Source organism: Streptomyces violascens (assembly GCF_014649955.1).
In the GTDB taxonomy this organism is placed as follows: domain Bacteria; phylum Actinomycetota; class Actinomycetes; order Streptomycetales; family Streptomycetaceae; genus Streptomyces; species Streptomyces violascens.
Window position 1 is genome coordinate 675809 of the sequence record NZ_BMUA01000002.1, and the last position, 16783, is coordinate 692591.

General features: G+C 71.6%; 19 protein-coding genes. 12 read left to right on the forward strand and 7 right to left on the reverse strand.

Features of this window, described 5'->3' with window-relative positions; all coding sequences use genetic code 11:
• The first annotated feature begins 283 nt into the window (after positions 1–283).
• From IE206_RS08150 to IE206_RS08160, 3 genes are all read left to right on the forward strand, one after another.
• The gene (locus IE206_RS08150) at positions 284–1882 is read left to right on the forward strand and encodes an ABC-F family ATP-binding cassette domain-containing protein (protein WP_189961324.1); all 1599 of its coding nucleotides are present in this window, start codon (positions 284–286) and stop codon (positions 1880–1882) included.
• Positions 1883–2260: 378 nt separating this feature from the next.
• The gene (locus IE206_RS08155) at positions 2261–2482 is read left to right on the forward strand and encodes a helix-turn-helix domain-containing protein (RefSeq protein ID WP_006123601.1); all 222 of its coding nucleotides are present in this window, start codon (positions 2261–2263) and stop codon (positions 2480–2482) included.
• A 150-nt stretch (positions 2483–2632) separates the two neighbouring features.
• Positions 2633–3433 (forward strand): enoyl-CoA hydratase/isomerase family protein, encoded by an 801-nt coding sequence (locus tag IE206_RS08160; RefSeq protein WP_189961325.1) that lies wholly within the window; start codon positions 2633–2635, stop codon positions 3431–3433.
• Here the strand turns inward: IE206_RS08160 and IE206_RS08165 are convergent.
• Positions 3391–4260 carry a hypothetical protein gene (locus IE206_RS08165; protein ID WP_308433912.1) on the reverse strand — a complete coding sequence of 290 codons (870 nt, stop codon included), beginning with the start codon at positions 4258–4260 and terminating at the stop codon, positions 3391–3393. The two genes, IE206_RS08160 and IE206_RS08165, sit on opposite strands and share 43 nt — an antisense overlap.
• 87 nt (positions 4261–4347) lie before the next feature.
• Here IE206_RS08165 and IE206_RS08170 point away from each other — a divergent pair, with 87 nt between their 5' ends.
• Genes IE206_RS08170 through amaP form a run of 5 tightly spaced genes read left to right on the forward strand, consistent with a single transcriptional unit; the run spans position 4348 to position 6719 of the window.
• The gene (locus IE206_RS08170; RefSeq protein WP_189961326.1) at positions 4348–4845 is read left to right on the forward strand and encodes an Asp23/Gls24 family envelope stress response protein; all 498 of its coding nucleotides are present in this window, start codon (positions 4348–4350) and stop codon (positions 4843–4845) included.
• Positions 4846–4902: 57 nt separating this feature from the next.
• Complete coding sequence (locus IE206_RS08175; RefSeq protein ID WP_053730757.1) at positions 4903–5094, forward strand: hypothetical protein; 192 nt, start codon at positions 4903–4905, stop codon at positions 5092–5094.
• 3 nt (positions 5095–5097) lie between these two features.
• Complete coding sequence (locus IE206_RS08180; protein ID WP_226598758.1) at positions 5098–5442, forward strand: iron-sulfur cluster assembly protein; 345 nt, start codon at positions 5098–5100, stop codon at positions 5440–5442.
• A complete protein-coding gene (locus IE206_RS08185; RefSeq protein WP_189961327.1) occupies positions 5439–6137 on the forward strand; it encodes a DUF6286 domain-containing protein in 699 nt (232 codons plus the stop codon). The genes IE206_RS08180 and IE206_RS08185 overlap by 4 nt, the downstream gene beginning before the upstream one ends.
• 3 nt (positions 6138–6140) lie before the next feature.
• The gene (gene amaP / locus IE206_RS08190; protein ID WP_189961328.1) at positions 6141–6719 is read left to right on the forward strand and encodes an alkaline shock response membrane anchor protein AmaP; all 579 of its coding nucleotides are present in this window, start codon (positions 6141–6143) and stop codon (positions 6717–6719) included.
• 133 nt (positions 6720–6852) lie between these two features.
• On the opposite strand, the gene IE206_RS08195 is transcribed toward amaP, so the two are convergent.
• From IE206_RS08195 to IE206_RS08220, 6 genes are all read right to left on the reverse strand, one after another.
• Positions 6853–7608 carry an SDR family oxidoreductase gene (locus tag IE206_RS08195; RefSeq protein WP_189961329.1) on the reverse strand — a complete coding sequence of 252 codons (756 nt, stop codon included), beginning with the start codon at positions 7606–7608 and terminating at the stop codon, positions 6853–6855.
• Between the two features lie 4 nt (positions 7609–7612).
• On the reverse strand, positions 7613–9415 hold the full coding sequence (locus IE206_RS08200) for a glycoside hydrolase family 15 protein (protein WP_189961330.1): 1803 nt from the start codon (positions 9413–9415) through the stop codon (positions 7613–7615).
• Between the two features lie 30 nt (positions 9416–9445).
• Positions 9446–10234 (reverse strand): SURF1 family cytochrome oxidase biogenesis protein, encoded by a 789-nt coding sequence (locus IE206_RS08205; protein WP_189961331.1) that lies wholly within the window; start codon positions 10232–10234, stop codon positions 9446–9448.
• Positions 10235–10312: 78 nt separating this feature from the next.
• Positions 10313–10546: a metallothionein gene (locus IE206_RS08210; protein ID WP_078967008.1), complete on the reverse strand. Its 234-nt coding sequence runs from the start codon at positions 10544–10546 to the stop codon at positions 10313–10315.
• A gap of 53 nt (positions 10547–10599) precedes the next feature.
• The gene (locus IE206_RS08215) at positions 10600–11580 is read right to left on the reverse strand and encodes a DEDDh family exonuclease (RefSeq protein WP_189961332.1); all 981 of its coding nucleotides are present in this window, start codon (positions 11578–11580) and stop codon (positions 10600–10602) included.
• Positions 11581–11814: 234 nt separating this feature from the next.
• Positions 11815–12441, reverse strand: coding sequence for a TetR/AcrR family transcriptional regulator (locus IE206_RS08220; protein WP_189961333.1), 627 nt, complete (start codon positions 12439–12441; stop codon positions 11815–11817).
• Between the two features lie 122 nt (positions 12442–12563).
• Between IE206_RS08220 and IE206_RS08225 the strand changes: the two genes are divergently transcribed.
• The 4 genes from IE206_RS08225 to IE206_RS08240 are packed head-to-tail and all read left to right on the forward strand — an operon-like array spanning position 12564 to position 16783.
• Positions 12564–13361: an acetoacetate decarboxylase family protein gene (locus IE206_RS08225; RefSeq protein WP_189961334.1), complete on the forward strand. Its 798-nt coding sequence runs from the start codon at positions 12564–12566 to the stop codon at positions 13359–13361.
• A 2-nt stretch (positions 13362–13363) separates the two neighbouring features.
• Complete coding sequence (locus IE206_RS08230) at positions 13364–14248, forward strand: SDR family NAD(P)-dependent oxidoreductase (protein ID WP_189961335.1); 885 nt, start codon at positions 13364–13366, stop codon at positions 14246–14248.
• 13 nt (positions 14249–14261) lie between these two features.
• Positions 14262–15560, forward strand: coding sequence for an amidohydrolase family protein (locus IE206_RS08235; RefSeq protein WP_189961336.1), 1299 nt, complete (start codon positions 14262–14264; stop codon positions 15558–15560).
• Positions 15557–16783 carry an amidohydrolase family protein gene (locus tag IE206_RS08240; RefSeq protein WP_189961337.1) on the forward strand — a complete coding sequence of 409 codons (1227 nt, stop codon included), beginning with the start codon at positions 15557–15559 and terminating at the stop codon, positions 16781–16783. The genes IE206_RS08235 and IE206_RS08240 overlap by 4 nt, the downstream gene beginning before the upstream one ends.

Sequence of the window (16783 nt, forward strand, 5' to 3'; positions counted from 1 at the left end):
TTTTGTTACGTCGGCCGATACGCTCCGCACGTCAGGGACCGGACCCGCCTCGCGTGCCGGCATGCCCGCCGTCCGGCGGCTGTCGACGGCCTGGGCAAGATCACCCCTGGCGGTACCCCGCTGGGCAACGAACTCCCAGGTGGGCGGCCCACGGACCGCGGCGGAAATCGGGTTGCGCGGCCCAGTTAGAATTGGCCCATGGCAATTCTCCTTGTGCATTAGGCGGCGTCGACCTCCGCGACCCCCGTCCCGTCCGCCGTCCATACCGCCCTGGAGTCTTTCCGTGATCACCGCCACCGGCATCGAGCTGCGCGCCGGCGCCCGAGTCCTCATCGAGTCCGCAAACTTCCGCGTCGCCAAGGGCGACCGCATCGGCCTGGTCGGCCGCAACGGAGCCGGCAAGACCACCCTCACCAAGTGCCTGGCCGGCGAAGGCATCCCGGCCGCCGGCACCATCACGCGCTCCGGTGAGGTCGGCTATCTGCCGCAGGACCCGCGCACCGGCGACCTCGACGTCCTCGCCCGCGACCGCGTCCTCTCCGCTCGCGGCCTCGACGAAGTCCTGCGCAAGATGCGCGAGAACGAGGACCGCATGGCGAACGGCAAGGGCGCCACGCGCGAGAAGGCCATGAAGAAGTACGAGCGCCTGGAGACCGAGTTCCTCACCAAGGGCGGGTACGCCGCCGAGGCCGAGGCCGCCACGATCGCCGCCGCCCTCGGCCTGCCCGACCGGGTGCTCGGCCAGCCGCTGCATACGCTCTCCGGCGGTCAGCGCCGCCGCATCGAGCTCGCCCGCATCCTCTTCTCGGACGCCGACACCCTGCTCCTCGACGAGCCGACCAACCACCTCGACGCCGACTCCATCGTCTGGCTGCGCGACTACCTCAAGACGTACCGCGGCGGCTTCATCGTGATCTCCCACGATGTCGACCTCGTCGAGACGGTCGTCAACAAGGTCTTCTACCTGGACGCCAACCGCGCCCAGATCGACGTCTACAACATGGGCTGGAAGCTCTACCAGCAGCAGCGCGAGGCCGACGAGAAGCGCCGCAAGCGCGAGCGCCAGAACGCCGAGAAGAAGGCCGCGGCCCTCAACTCGCAGGCCGACAAGATGCGCGCCAAGGCCACCAAGACCGTCGCCGCGCAGAACATGGCCAAGCGTGCCGAGCGCCTGCTCTCGGGCCTGGAGGCGGTCCGCGTCTCCGACAAGGTCGCCAAGCTGCGCTTCCCCGAGCCCGCGCCCTGCGGCAAGACCCCGCTGACGGCGGAGGGCCTGTCGAAGTCGTACGGCTCGCTGGAGATCTTCACCGACGTCGACCTGGCCATCGACAAGGGCTCGCGCGTCGTCATCCTCGGCCTCAACGGCGCCGGCAAGACGACCCTGCTGCGGCTGCTCGCCGGGGCCGAGAAGCCGGACACCGGCGAGGTCACCCCGGGCCACGGCCTCAAGATGGGCTACTACGCCCAGGAGCACGAGACGCTCGACCCGGAGCGCACCGTCCTGGAGAACATGCGCTCCTCCGCGCCGGACCTGGACCTGGTCGAGGTCCGCAAGACGCTCGGCTCGTTCCTCTTCTCCGGCGACGACGTCGACAAGCCGGCCGGCGTCCTGTCCGGCGGCGAGAAGACCCGCCTGGCCCTCGCCACCCTCGTCGTGTCGTCCGCCAACGTGCTGCTCCTCGACGAGCCCACCAACAACCTCGACCCGGCCAGCCGCGAGGAGATCCTCGGCGCGCTGCGCACGTACAAGGGCGCCGTCGTCCTCGTCACGCACGACGAGGGCGCCGTCGAGGCGCTCCAGCCGGAGCGGATCATCCTGCTGCCGGACGGCGTCGAGGACCTGTGGGGTCCGGACTACGCGGACCTGGTCGCCCTCGCCTGACCGGACGCCCGTGGCTCGGGATTCCGTGCATGATCCATCCGCTGATCCACTCCGTATGGATCATTCGGCTTACGCGTGATCCTCAATCTGAGTGAGTGCGTCTCGTACCCCGGTGTGTCATGTGCGGGATCAAGGTCCGCCCCCTGTGGGGCGGGCCTTTTTCCGTGTGTGACCCGGAACACAGCGCTGACCTGGCGCTTCGTCTCGACTTTCGGCCCGGGTTATGTCCGCGCTCAGCCGGAATATGAAATTCCGCGCTGTTCGGCCGCCTTCTGAGCCCCAAAGCTTGTTGCACGGACCTTGCCGAATGGGTGGCCAGGAAGGCCGGAAGGGGTGATCATGAGAAGTCCAGAGCGCACTTCCCATGAGGAGGCACGGGTGGCCGAGACTCTGAAGAAGGGCAGCCGGGTTACCGGCGCCGCGCGCGACAAGCTCGCGGCAGACCTGAAGAAGAAGTACGACTCCGGTGCGAGTATCCGGGCGCTGGCCGAGGAAACCGGCCGGTCCTACGGATTCGTACACCGGATGCTCAGCGAGTCCGGGGTCACTCTCCGTGGACGCGGCGGAGCGACACGGGGCAAGAAGGCCGCCTCGGCCTGACCGAGGCAGTTTCGGACAGCTCCCTGTGGCCCACCGGGTCCGGTGGTGGCCACCCGGTCGGCCATGCGGTCGACCGGGTGGTTACTGTGCAGTCACTTAATGACCGCCGATGCGGTCATTCAATGACGGCCACTGACCCGGAGGCGCTCCATGGCTACGCCCGCATCCGCAGCTGAGGTATTCGACAAGGACGGCGTCCGGCTCTCCGTCGACGACGCGGTCGCCACGGTGACCCTGACCAATCCGGCCAAGCGCAACGCCCAGTCTCCCGCTCTGTGGCGGGCGTTGGCGGACGCCGGACGGTCGCTTCCGGGCAGCGTCCGCGTCGTCGTACTGCGCGGTGAGGGCAAGTCCTTCTCCGCGGGCCTCGACCGTCAGGCCTTCACCCCCGAAGGCTTCGACGGCGAGCCCTCGTTCATCGACCTCGCGCGCGGCTCCGACGAGGACCTCGACGCGGAAATCGCCGCGTACCAGGAGGCGTTCACCTGGTGGCGCCGCAACGACATCGTGTCGATCGCGGCCGTCCAGGGGCACGCGATCGGTGCCGGCTTCCAGCTCGCCCTCGCCTGCGACCTCCGGGTCGTCGCGCAGGACGTGCAGTTCGCCATGCGCGAGACCAGTCTCGGGCTCGTCCCCGACCTCACGGGTACGCATCCGCTGGTCGGGCTCGTGGGCTATGCCCGAGCGCTCGAAATCTGCGCGACGGGGCGGTTCGTCGGCGCCGAGGAGGCCGAGCGCGTCGGCCTGGCCAACCTCGCCGTCCCTGTCGAGGAACTCGACTCCGCCGTACGGGACTTGGCGGGCGCGGTGCTGGCTGCGCCGCGTTCCGCCGTGGTCGAGACGAAGGCTCTGCTGCGGGGTGCGGTTGGGCGGGATTACGAGGAGCAGCGGGTCGCCGAGCGTGCCGCTCAGGCCCGGCGGCTGCGCGACTTGGCCGGGCTTTCCGACTGAGCCCGGTCGCATCCTGCGGGGGTTCGGGGCTCGGTTGCGCTCTGCGGGCCTTGTGCTGGGGGCTCTGCCCCCAGACCCCCGTTCGCGCCTTGAGGGCGCTCGTCCTCAGTCGCCGGACGGGCCGAATCTTGATCCCCACCCTCGATGGTGGCGGAGGGGCTGAAGTTGCCCGCCCACGTGATCAGTACGGCCACCGAATCCGCCTCCGGCGTCGCCCTTGCCACCGCTTCTCGTACGGCTCTCGCCACTTCCAGAGGGTGGTGGGTCGTGGCCAGTTCCACCCTTACGTGGGCCGCTGACGTGTGAACCGGTGGGCCCAGTTCCGCTGTCAGGTGGGCCACTCCCGGGGTTGCCAGGGCTGCTGTCGCGGCTGGTGTCGCCGGGGGCTCGGCCGGGCCCGGTGGTGGGCTGCCGGGTGGGGGAGCCGGGAGGGCGTCCACCAGGGACGTCACCGTCAGGTCGATGTCCGAGACCGGTAGGCCCAGGCGGTCGTCCGACGCTGTGAACAGGGCCTCCCGTAGGGCCGCCGTCAGCTCCGGCAGCGGGTGGCCGCCCAGGGCCGCCACCTCGGCCGTGATCCGGAGCGGGCCGGCGGGCAGGGCGGTCGGCGGGGGCGGGATTGGCGGCTCGGGGCGGGATTCCGGGTCGGCCGGGGCGAGTCGCAGGGACGTCAGCGCCAGGCCCGGCAGCGTCGCCGCCGCGGCCCTCAGCACCGAGACCGCCGCGCGCTCGGTGATCCACGCGCCGTCGTGAACGTCACCCAGAGCGAGCAGCCGGCCCAGGCCGAGCCGCCGGCGTACCGCGGAACTCCAACTGTCACCCGTCATTGCTCCAGCCTGCCGCATCGCGGGCGCGAGTCGGGGCAACCGCACTTAATGTGGGCAATGGAGTCCAAGCCGAAGGGACAGACGGTCATGAGCGACACCGCACAGCGCAACCGGCCCGGCACACCCGCGAATGACCCGGCGGGCGAAACGGCCGAGCAGTTCAAGAAGGCGTCCGTCACCAAGCGGGGCGGCGGCGATCCGGCGGGACGCGGCCGCACCACGATCGCCGACGGCGTGGTCGAGAAGATCGCCGGGCTCGCCGCCCGCGACGTCGTGGGCGTGCATGCCATGGGCAGCGGCCTCTCCCGTACGTTCGGCGCGGTCAGGGACCGGGTGCCCGGCGGCAAATCGTCCGTCACGCGCGGGGTGAAGGCCGAGGTGGGCGAGGTGCAGACCGCGCTCGACCTCGAAATCGTCGTCGACTACGGGGTGTCCATCGCCGAGGTGGCCCGCGATGTGCGGGAGAACGTCATCTCCGCGGTCGAGCGGATGACCGGCCTCGAAGTCGTCGAGGTCAACATCGCGGTGAGTGATGTGAAGCTGCCCGACGAGGAGGACGAGGAGCCGGAGTCCCGGCTTCAGTAGGAGCCATCTGTCGGAACGTACTGATCCATCCGAACGTACTGGACCGAGGAGCTCGGCATGAGCATGGCGGTGGTTGGCTTGATGGCCGGCATGGCACTCGGCTTCGCCGGATACTTCGGCGGCTTCGGGGCCTTCCTGCTGGTCGCGGCGCTCGGCGCGATCGGCTTCGTGGTGGGGCGGTTCCTGGAGGGCGACCTCGAACCCGGCGACTTCTTCCGCCCCCGCGACCGCGGCGACCGGCGGCGCTGACCCATGGCGATGGCCGGACGGATCGAGCCCGCCGAGCGCGGTGCCACCCGGATCGCCGACCGGGTCGTCGCGAAGATCGCCGCGCAGGCGGCCAGGGAGGCGCTCGACGAGATCCCCGAGGGCGGCGCCCCGCCGCGCGCCACCGTCGTCGTGCACCAGGAGTCCGCCCGGGTACGGGTCAGCGTCGAGCTCGGCTACCCCGGCGATCTCGGCGGCCAGTGCCGCGCGGTGCGTCGCCAGGTCGCCGAACGGGTAAGGGCGTTGGCGGGGATGGAGGTGCCCGAGGTGGCGGTGCAGATCGAGCGTCTGCACGCGGCGGGCGCGGCGGACCGGGGGAGGATCCGATGAGCCAGCCGCACGAAGGCGACAACAGCACGCGGCGTCTGCCCGTGATCGAGCAGAATCCCGATCCGGCCGCGGCCGGGGCGCCCGGCCTCGACCAGTCGGTCTCGGCCGCCGACTACGACGCCGTGCCCGTTGTCGCGGAGGGCGAGGGCGGCAAGGCGGGGCGCTTCTGGTCGGTGCGCCGGATCCCTGCCGGACTGCTCGCCCTGGCGGTGCTTGCCGCGGCCGGGCTCCTCCTCTACGACATCGCGGCCGTACGCGCCCACCGCCCCGCGATGCGCTGGCGGGTCGGGCTCGCCGACTGGCTGGCGGACCACCCCGTCGACGACGTGGCGGTGCTCGCGGGCGCGGGGGCCGTCGCGCTGCTCGGCGCCTGGCTGATCGTGCTCGCCGTCACCCCGGGGCTGCGCAGCATCCTGCCGATGCGGCGCGAATCCGCGGCCGTACGCGCCGGGCTCGACCGGGCCGCGGCGGCGCTCGTGCTGCGTGACCGGGCCATGGAGGTGGGCGGCATCCAGTCGGTCCGGGTCCGCATGGGGCGCACCCGGGTCGTGGTGCGCGCCCTGTCGCACTTCCGTGAACTCGACGACGTACGGGCCGACTTGGACGCGGCGCTGGGTGCGGGCATCCGGGAGCTCGGCCTGGCCGGGCCGCCCGGGCTCGCGGTCCATGTGAGCCGCCCGGTACGGAAGGGCTGAGCCATGCTGAGGACGGTCAACCGGGTGCTGCTCGGCCTCGCGGGGCTCGTGCTGTTCCTCGCGGGCGGCGCGGTGCTGGCCGCCGGGTTCGGGCTCGACGTGCCGTCCTGGTGGCCCTGGCACGGCAAGACCGACGTACTCCTGAGCCGTTCGCGCCGGGACCACTGGAACGACCAGGGCTGGTGGTGGCCGGTCGTCATCGCCGTACTGGCGCTGATCGTGCTGCTCGCCCTGTGGTGGCTGCTCGCCCAGCTGCGCCGGGCCCGGCTCGCCGAGGTCCTGGTCGACTCCGGGGACGGGGAGGGGGCGTTGCTGCGGGGGCGGGCGCTGGAGGCGGTGCTCGCGGGGGAGGCGGAGGGGCTTGACGGGGTGTCCCGGGCGGAGGTCGTCCTGGGCGGCCGGCGCTCTGCCCCGTCGGCGCGGGTGGAGCTTCTCCTGGAGGCCCATGCGGAGCCGGCGGGGGCGCTGGCCCGTCTGGAGGGTGAGTCGCTGGCTCACGCGCGGGACTCGGCGGGGCTTGCCTCGCTGCCGGCGGAGGTCCGCCTCCGGGCGGTCAAACACCGGGCACGGCGCGTGAGCTGACGCCGCCGAGTTTCCCACCCGGCCCCACCCCACCCCACCCCTTCCCGTCCGCGACTTCGACACCTGCCGGGTGACTCCGACGACGTGGCGATGCGGCTGACCTCCCTCGGTCTCGAAGGAGGGTCCGCCCGGCTCAGAACCCGTGCCGCGCCCCGCCGTCCACCGGGAGCATCACGCCGGTCAGATACGACGCCGCCGGTGAGAGGAGGAACGCGGCCGTGCGGCCGAACTCCTCCGGGGTGCCGTAGCGGCGCAGCGGGATGCGGGACTCGTTGGCCGCCCGGGTCGCCTCCGCGTCGCCGGACAGCTCGTCGAGCTGGCGGACCCGGTCCGTGTCGATGCGGGAGGGGAGGAGTCCCACGACCCGGATTCCGCGCGGGCCCAGCTCGTCGGCCAGCGACTTGGCGAAGCCCGCCAAGCCCGGGCGGAGGCCGTTGGAGATGGTGAGGCCGGGGATCGGCTCGTGGACGGAGGCGGACAGGACGAAGCCGATCACGCCGCCCTCGTCGAGTTCGTCGGCCGCCGCGCGGGCGATGCGGACCGCGCCGAGGAACACCGAGTCGAAGGCCGACTGCCACTGCTCGTCGGTGTTGTCCGCGACGAAGCCCGGCGCCGGGCCGCCCACGCTGATCAGCACGCCGTCGAAGCGCCCGAAGTGTTCGCGGGCGGTGGCGATCAGCCGCGCCGCCGCTGCCGGGTCGGCGTTGTCGGAGGTCACCGGCAGGGCGCCGGGGCCGAGTTCGGCGGCGGCCTCCTTCAGCGTCTTCTCGTCGCGGGCGGTGATCAGCACCTTCGCGCCGTCCTCGACGAGCGCGCGGGCGGAGGCGAGACCGAGGCCCCGCGAAGCTCCGGTGACGACGTACACACGGTCCTTCAGTCCAAGATCCATGCGCCTATCCTGCCTCGTCCCCGCACTCCAGCGCGCAGGCGGTCGCGACCAGGCCGATGTGGCTGAAGGCCTGCGGGAAATTGCCGAGCTGGCGCTTGCCCACCGGGTCGTACTCCTCGGCGAGCAGCCCCACGTCGTTGCGCAGGTCCAGGAGCCGCTCGAAGAGTTCCCGGGCCTCGTCCTCGCGGCCGGTCAGGCGCAGCGCGTCCGCCAGCCAGAACGAGCACACCAGGAACGTTCCCTCGTCGCCGGGCAAGCCGTCCCCGGCCGTGGCGTCCGTGCTGTAGCGGCGTACGAAGCCGTTCACGCCGAGCTCCTCGCGCACCGCGTCGACCGTGCCCACCACCCGCGGGTCGTCCGGCGGCAGGAAGCCGACCCGGGGGATGAGCAGCGTCGCCGCGTCCAGCTCCGTCGAGCCGTACGCCTGGGTGAAGGTGTTGCGGACCGGGTCGAAGCCCTTCTCGCACACCTCCTTGTGCACCTCGTCGCGCATCCTGCGCCAGCGCCCGGCGGCGCCGCGCAGCTCCGGTTCGGCCTCCAGGGTGCGTACCGCGCGGTCCGCAGCCACCCACGCCATGACCTTCGAGTGGACGAAGTGCCGGCGCGGCCCGCGCACCTCCCACAGGCCCTCGTCCGGCTCGCGCCAGCGGTCCTCCAGGAAGCCGAGCAGGGCGAGCTGGATGTTCCAGGCGTGCGACTCGCTCTTGAGGCCCGCCTCGCGCGCCAGGAACAGCGAGTCGACGACCTCGCCGTACACATCGAGCTGGAGCTGGTCGACGGCCGCGTTGCCGATCCGTACCGGTGTGGACCCCAAGTGCCCCTTCAGCCAAGGGAGTTCGGTCTCGGGCAGCCTGCGTTCGCCCGCGAGTCCGTACATGATCTGGAGGTCGGCCGGGTCGCCGGCGACGGCGCGAAGCAGCCAGTCCCGCCAGTGGGCGGCCTCCTCCAGATAGCCGGCCGAAAGCAGCGCCTCCAGGGTGAGGGTGGAGTCGCGCAGCCAGCAGTAGCGGTAGTCCCAGTTCCGTACGCCGCCGATCTCCTCGGGCAGCGAGGTGGTGGCGGCCGCCACGATGCCGCCGGTGGGGGCGTAGGTGAGGGCCTTGAGGGTGATCAGGGAGCGGATCACCGCTTCCCGGTAGGGGCCCCGGTACTGGCAGCGGTCCGCCCATTCCTGCCAGTCGGCCACCGACTGCTCCAGCGCCTCGTACGGGTCGCAGAGGTCGGGGCGCGGCTGGTGCGAGGCGTGCCAGGTGAGGACGAAGGCGACCTTCTCCCCCTCGCCGACCGTGAACGAGGAGCGCGTACTCATGTGCTGGCCCCAGGTCTTGACCTCGGGCTCGCTGCGCAGCCACACCGAGTCGGGGCCCGCGATCGCCACCCGGTGCCCGTCCGCGCGCCGTATCCAGGGCACCACATGGCCGTAGTCGAAGCGCAGCCGCAGGACGGAGTCCATCTCGACGGTGCCGCTCAGGCCCTCCACGATGCGTACGACATCGGGGGCCCGGTCGCGCTGCGGCATGAAGTCGACGACCTTCACCGTGCCGGTGCGGGTCTCCCAGAACGTCTCCAGGACGAGCGAGTCGCCCAGGTAGGCGCGCCGGTCGCACTGTCCGGAGTGGCCCACCTCGGCCGGGGCGATCCGCCAGTGGCCGTTGTTCTCGTCACCGAGCAGCGCCGCGAAGCAGGCGGCGGAGTCGAAGCGGGGCAGACAGAGCCAGTCGACCGATCCGTCCCGGCCGACCAGGGCCGCGGTCTGCAGATCGCCGATGAGGGCGTAGTCCTCGATGCGCTGAGTACGTTGTGTCACGCCATGGCGTGTTCCCGGCCGGGCAAAATGCTAAGCAGCCGCGGGTTCGGGCTCCTCCGCGGGCGCGGTCGCCGCCTCCTCGCGGTCCTGCTTCTCACGCCGTACGAGGATGAACCAGCCGACCGGCACGGCGGCCGAGAAGAGCCACCACTGAACGGCGTACGCCATGTGCGGGCCGATCGAGCTGTCGTCGGGGGCCGGGATCAGCTCGGGGGAGTTGTCGGGCGTCTCGGGGGCGGTCTGCTCGATGTAGCCGCCGAGCACGGTGCGGCCGAGCGCCTTGGCCTGCTGGGCGCTGCTGATCAGCATGACCTGGCGGGGCGGCAGGCCCTTGACGTCCTTGATGCCGCTGGCCGCGGTTGTCTGGTCGGCCATGAGGCGGCCGGTGATCGTGACCTTGCCGGTGGGCGGCGCGGGGATCTTCGGGAAGTCCGTCTGGTTGCCGTTGTCGGCGATCCAGCCCCGGTTGACCATCACCGTCGGGCCGTTGTCCAGGACGAACGGGGTGAGTACGTGGTAGCCGACGCGGCCGTCGGCCGCGGTCCTGCGCCGTACGACGACCTCGTGCGCGGTGTCCCAGGTGCCGGTCGCGCTGACCTGGCGCCAGTAGTCCGACCGCGGGACGGTGTGGCCCGGCGAGGTGAGGTCGGTCACCGGGACGGGCTTCGCCTTGAGGTTGTCGGCGATCAGTGTGTTCTGGGCGACCTTGTGCTCGTGGCGGTGCAGCTGCCAGAAACCCAGCTCGATCATCGTGGGGATGAGAGCGAGGGCCAGAAGGGTGACGAGCACCCACTGCCGGGACAACAGGAAGCGGTACACCCCATGACCGTACAACTCGGGCCACGGGGTGCGCCGAGTGGGGTGGTGGGAGGCCTGGCGGGTGGCGGGAGGGGGAGGTCAGACCTTGTCGACGATGCCCACCTTTCCGTCCGCGCGGGCGCAGTGCGCTCCGCAGTACCACGCGCCCTCGACCTCGACGCCCTGGCCGATGATCTGGACCCGGCAGTGTTCACAGATGGGCGCCATGCGGTGGATGGCGCACGAGAAGCAGTCGAAGACGTGCACCGCGCCCTGCGCGTGCACCTCGAAGGACATCCCGTAGTCGTTTCCGCAGACCTCGCAACGTGCCATGCGCCACAGGGTGAGGGGTGCGCGGCGCACACGGTGGGCGCCGCGCCCGGCACTCACCCGTCTGCCGGTGTCACGTCCCGCAGGAGCTGGGTGAAGGCGGCCTCGTCGACGACCGGCGTGCCGAACGACTTCGCCTTGACGGTCTTGGAGGTCGCCGAGTCCGGATCGTTGGTGACCAGGAGGCTGGTGAGGCGCGAGACGCTGGTCGCCACGTGCAGCCCCGCCTCGATCGCCCGGTCCTCCAGGAGCTCCCGGTCGACCGAGGTGTCCCCGGAGAACGCCACCCGCATGCCCTGCTTCAGCGGCCGGTCCGGCTCGTAGCGGCCGGGGTTGGGGTGCGGGCAGGCGGGGCGCTTGCGCGAGGCCCGCCAGGTGCCCGAGCCGCCTCGGTAGGAGGCCTGGTAGCCGATGCGGGGCGTCGCGGGGGAGTCCGTCCACTCGGTGAGCGGGCGGCATTCGAGCAACGGGAGGCGCACCCCGCCGGCCGCGGCCGCGTGCAGGCTCGGCCGGAACGCCTCGGCGAGCACCCGCGCGTCGTCCAGGGCGTGGTGCGCGCGCTGCTGCACGACGCCGTAGTGCGCTGCGAGCGACTCCAGTTTGTGGTTGGGCAGCGGCAGGGCGAGCTCCTTGGACAGCGCGATGGTGCACAGCCGCTGCTTGACCGGGGCGGTGCGCTCGGCCCGTGCGTACTCGCGCGCGATCATCTGCCAGTCGAAGATCGCGTTGTGCGCGACCAGGACCCGCCCGTCGAGCCGGGCCGCGAACTCCTCGGCGATCTCCGGGAAGAGCGGCGCCCCTTCCAGGACGTCACTGGTCAGCCCGTGGATCCACACCGGCCCCGGGTCGCGCTCGGGATTGACCAGCGTGTACCAGTGGTCCTCGACGTTGCCCTGCGCGTCCAGCCGGTAGACGGCAGCCGAGATTATCCGGTCGTCGCGGGCGAGGCCGGTGGTCTCCACGTCGACGACCGCGTACCCCGGTGGGTAGGCGGCCGGCCACGTTGCTGCTGTCGTCAGGTCGTCGAGCATGGTCACAGAGAATACGGGTCGACACTGACACTCCGCCCCGGGCCCGGTCGGGTACGGGGTCCGGTGATGCCGTCCGCCGCAGGTAGGGCACCGTCAACTTCCCCTGGTTTCAGCCCATTCGCTGCCCTCGGGCCCGCGGGGGAGCCGCACCGCATCCTGCTGGGGGCGCGCGGAACTGCGCCCCCAGCCACAGCGGACCCGCACCCGAACAGCGCCCTTGCCGCAGCGTGAGCAGAGCGACTAGTCCGGGTCCGCCGGGAGCAGCCCCGCCACGAGCGCCCGTACCGAGGAGGTGAACAGCCGGTCCTGATCCACCGCAGAGCCGAGCGCACGCGCCAGCGCAGGGTCCTGCTCGGCCGCCGCGTTGTCCCACAGCTCCTCCTCCGCGGGGCGCTGCACCGGCGCGCGCTCCCGGTTGCGCTCCACCAGGACGTACCCCACCACCTGGAACTGGATCGCCCGCACCGCCTGCGCCGCCCGGGCCCCGCGCAGGCCCGCCGCGTGCATCTCGTGGACCAGGGCCTCCTGGGCGGGCAGGAACATCCGCTCGGTGAGGCCGCGTTCATGGACCATCGTGATCAGGTGCGGGCGTGCGCGCAGCTCGCGGCGCAGGGTGCGGGCCACCGACACGATGCGCGCGGCCGGCGTGCGCCCGCGCGGTCTGATCTCGCCCAGCTCCTCGACGGTGCGCTCGACGAGCGCGTCCAGGAGCGACTCGCGGTTGCCGACGTGCCAGTAGATCGAGGTGACCGCGGTGCCGAGCTCCGCGGCGAGCTTCCGCATCGTGAGGGCGGCCGGGCCGTGCTGTCTGACCAGGGATCCGGCCGCGGCAAGGACCTCCTCGCGGGTGAGTGACGTACGCGTCATATCTGACTCTCCATCAATTCCGTTGCGTGCAGGGGTCTTTACCCTTCATCGGACGCGGTGTAACTGTGTTACAGACCCCCGGAAGTGACCGGCGGAGAACAGCCTGCGAAGGGTGGTACGACATGGCACGCGTACGGTACGGGGCGCGCACCGAGGCCGAGATCCAGGCGGCGCGCACCGCGAGTTCCGAACTCCCCGACATCTGGTCGACCGGCGTGGTGGCGGTCTGGGAGAGCGACCCCGACGCGGTCGCGGCCGTGCTGCCGCCTCCGCTCAAGCCCGCCGAACGCCCGCTGGTGCGGGCCAACATCAGCAAGGTCGACCTGCCCGGCTATCCGCTCGGCGCGGGCTCGGTGGCGGTCGCCGCCGTGCACGACGGGCAGGAGGGCTGGTATCCGCTGGTCATGCCGATGACGCACGAGCGGGCCCTGATCGGCGGACGCGAGGTGTTCGGCGAGCCGAAGAAGCTCGGCGAGGTCCTCGTCGAGCGCGACGGCCTGGTCGTGAAGGCCTCGCTCGCCCGGCACGGGATCGCGTTCGTGGAGGTGCGCGGCGCCGTCGAGGGCGCGCTGCCGCTGCCCGAGCCGACCCAGAAGACCGACTTCTACTTCAAGTTCCTTCCCGCCGTGGACGGCGAGGGCTTCGACGCCGACCCCGTCCTCGTCCACTGCGTACGCAACGAGAAGGTGCGCAAGCTGGAGAAGATCACCGGCGATGTGGTCCTTCGCGAGTCGATGTACGACCCCGTCGCCGATCTTCCGGTGCGCCGCGTCGTCGAGATCAGCATCGGCGAGAAGACCACCGACCAGAAGGGCAAGGTGGCCGAACGGGTCAGCGCGCAGGCCCTGTTGCCGTACATCCACCAGCGCTACGACGACCCCCGGCAGATCCTCGACGGGCCGCCCGAGGGGAGCGTCTGACCATGGAGCTCAGGCAGGGGCAGGTCGCCGTCGTCACCGGTGCGGCGAGCGGGATCGGGCTCGCGATGGCCCGGCGGTTCGCCGCCGAAGGGCTCAGGGTCGTCCTCGCCGACGTCGAGGAGGGCGCCCTGGAGAAGGCCGCCGGGCAGCTCCGCGAGGAGGGGGCGCAGGTGCTCGCCCGCACCGTCGACGTCAGCGAGCGGGACTCGGTGATCGCGCTCGCGGACGCCGCGTACGACACCTTCGGGGCCGTGCACGTGCTGTGCAACAACGCCGGGGTCGGCTCCGGCGCCGAGGGCCGCATGTGGGAGCACGAGGTCAACGACTGGAAGTGGGCCTTCGCGGTCAATGTGTGGGGCGTCTTCCACGGCATCCAGGCCTTCGTGCCCCGCATGATCGCGGGCGGCGAGCCGGGCCGGGTCGTCAACACCTCGTCCAGCGACGGCGGAATCGCCCCGCTGCCGACCGCGTCCGTGTACGCCATCACCAAGTCGGCCGTCGTCACGATGACCGAGTCCCTGTATGCGCACCTGAAGGCGGAGGGCGCGGCGGTCGGCGCCTCGGTGCTCTTCCCCGGACCGCACATGCTGCGCACCGGACTGTGGGAGTCGCACCGCAACCGGCCCGAGCGGTACGCCAAGGAGCGGCCGCGCCGGACCCCGTACCGCAGCCTGGACCAGTGGGAGGCGGCGATGAAGGCGGCCGGCCAGGAGATCGAGTTCACGCCGGTCGAGGACGTGGCCGCCGAGGTGGTCGACGGGATCCGCGCCGACCGGTTCTGGATGCTGCCCGCCGGCGAGCACAGCGACCGGCAGATCAGAGCGCGGTCGCAGGCGATGCTCGACCGGGCGAACCCGGCGTACCTGGAAAGCTTCATTCTGGACTGACGAGGGACGTGCGATGACAGAACAGAGGACAGCGCAGAACGACCCGTACCTGATCATCTCCTCCGACTGCCACGCCGGGCTGCCCACCGAGCGGTACCGGCCCTATCTGGACGCCCGGTTCCACCGGGACTTCGACGGCTTCCTCGCGGGGCGCGACCGCCGCCGCGAGGAGATGACCCGGCTCGGCGTGCGCAACGAGGCGTTCGCCGACAAGTGGTTCAGCGAGAACGAGGAAGGCCTGCGCGGCGGTTGGGATGCGGTGCAGCGGCTCAAGGAGCTCGACGGCGACGGCGTGGCCGCCGAGGTCGTCTTCCCCGACGCGGACGCCGTGGACAGCCAGACCGCCGCGCCCTTCGGCGTGGGCCTCGGCCTCTCGGGCGACCAGGACCCCGAGCTCGGCATGGCGGGCGCCCAGGCGCACAACCGCTGGCTCGCCGAGTTCGTCGGCCAGAATCCCGAACGGCACTGCGGGGTCGCCCTGCTGCCCGTCACCGGCGAGGTCGACCGGGTCGTCGCCGAGATCCACCGGGCCAAGGAGTCCGGGCTCGGCGCCCTGATGATCCCTTCGATGTGGGTGGACCGGGCTCCGTACCACGACCGGCGCTACGACCCGGTGTGGGCGGCGGCCGCCGAGACCGGGATGCCGCTGGTGACCCACTCGGGCGCGGCCCCGCGCCACGAGTACGGCGACCACCTGGGCATCTACGTCTCCGAGGTGACGTTCTGGCCCGCCCGGCCCCTCTGGTTCCTGCTCTGGTCCGGCGTCTTCGAGCGGCACCCGGGGCTGAAGTTCGGGGTGGCGGAGTCGGGCTGCTGGTGGCTGCCGAACCTGCTGTGGTTCATGGACCGGCTCTATCTCGGCGCGCACGGCGGCAAGAAGCTGTCGCCGTTCGCCGAGCTGAAGCGCCCGCCGAGCGAGTACCTCGACCGGCAGATCTTCATCTGCGCCACCAACACCAAGCGCCGCGAGCTCGCCCAGCGCTACGAGATCGGCGTCGACAACATCCTGTGGGGCTCCGACTTCCCGCACCCGGAAGGGACCTGGCCCCACACCCGCGAATGGCTGCGCACCACCTTCCACGACATTCCGGTGACCGAGACCCGGCGCATGCTGGGCCTGGCGGCGGCGGAGGTCTTCGGCTTCGACACCGCGAAGCTGGCGCCGATCGCCCGCCGGATCGGGCCGACCCCGGCCGAACTCGGCCAGCCCGACGACCAGTTGGCGGTCGAGGCGTCGTGGGCGAGGTCGCGCGAGGTGGGCCGGCACTGGCTCACGGAACACGACTTCCCGGTCCTGGGGGTATCACGATGAGCGAGCGCTACACCGTCATCTCGGCGGACTGCCACGCCGGGGCCGACCTCCTGGACTACCGTCCGTACCTGGAATCCAAGCACCACGAGGCCTTCGACGCGTGGGCGGCGACCTACGTCAACCCGTACGAGGACCTGATGGCGGACACCGCCGACCGCAACTGGAACTCGGCCCGCCGGGTGGCCGACCTGGAGGCGGACGGCATCGTGGCGGAGGTCGTCTTCCCGAACACGATCCCGCCCTTCTTCCCCTCCGCGTCCCTCATGGCACCCGCGCCGACCCGCGAGGAGTTCGAGCAGCGCTGGGCGGGCCTGCGCGCCCACAACCGCTGGCTGGCGGACTTCTGCGCCGAGGCGCCGGGCCGCCGGGCGGGCGTCGCACAGATCCTCCTGAACGACGTCGACGAGGCGGTACGGGAGATCCGCCGGACCAAGGAGGCGGGCCTGACCGGCGGAATCCTGCTGCCGGGCGCGCCGCCGGGTTCGGGTGTCCCCGAGCTGTATTCCGAGGTGTACGACCCCATATGGGCGGTCTGCGCGGAGCTGGACGTACCGGTGAACCACCACGGCGGGTCCGCGTCCCCGCCGCTGGGGGAGGACCCGGCGGCCCGGGCGGTGTTCATGGTGGAGACGACGTGGTTCTCGCACCGGGCGCTGTGGCACCTGATCTTCGGCGGCGCCTTCAACCGGCACCCAACCCTCAAGCTCATCCTCACCGAACAGGGCTCGGGCTGGATCCCCGGCGTCCTGGACATGCTGGACTACTACCACGCCCGCCTGGTGGCGGCCGCGACGAAGGCGTCCACGGCGGAGTCCAAGTTCGGCGCGGGCCTGGCCGAATCGATGGGCAAAGGCCCGTCCCAGGTCTGGCGGGACAACTGCTTCGTGGGGGCGTCCTTCATGCGCCCGCACGAAGTCCCCCTCCGTGACCGGATCGGCCTCGACAAGATCATGTGGGGCAGTGACTACCCGCACGACGAGGGCACGACGCCGTTCTCCCGGGAGGGCCTGCGGATCGCCTACGCGGGCCTGCCCAGCGACGAGGTCGCCGCCATGGTCGGCGGCAACGCGGCCCGCGTCTACGGCTTCGACCTGCCCTCCCTCGACAGGGTCGCGGCCCGGGTCGGCCCCACGGTCGCCGAGATCGCCGAGCCGCTGAAGGAGATCCCGGCCGAGGCGTCGAGCCCTGCGTTCGCACTGGGTGGGTCGGTGCGCGTGTGGTGA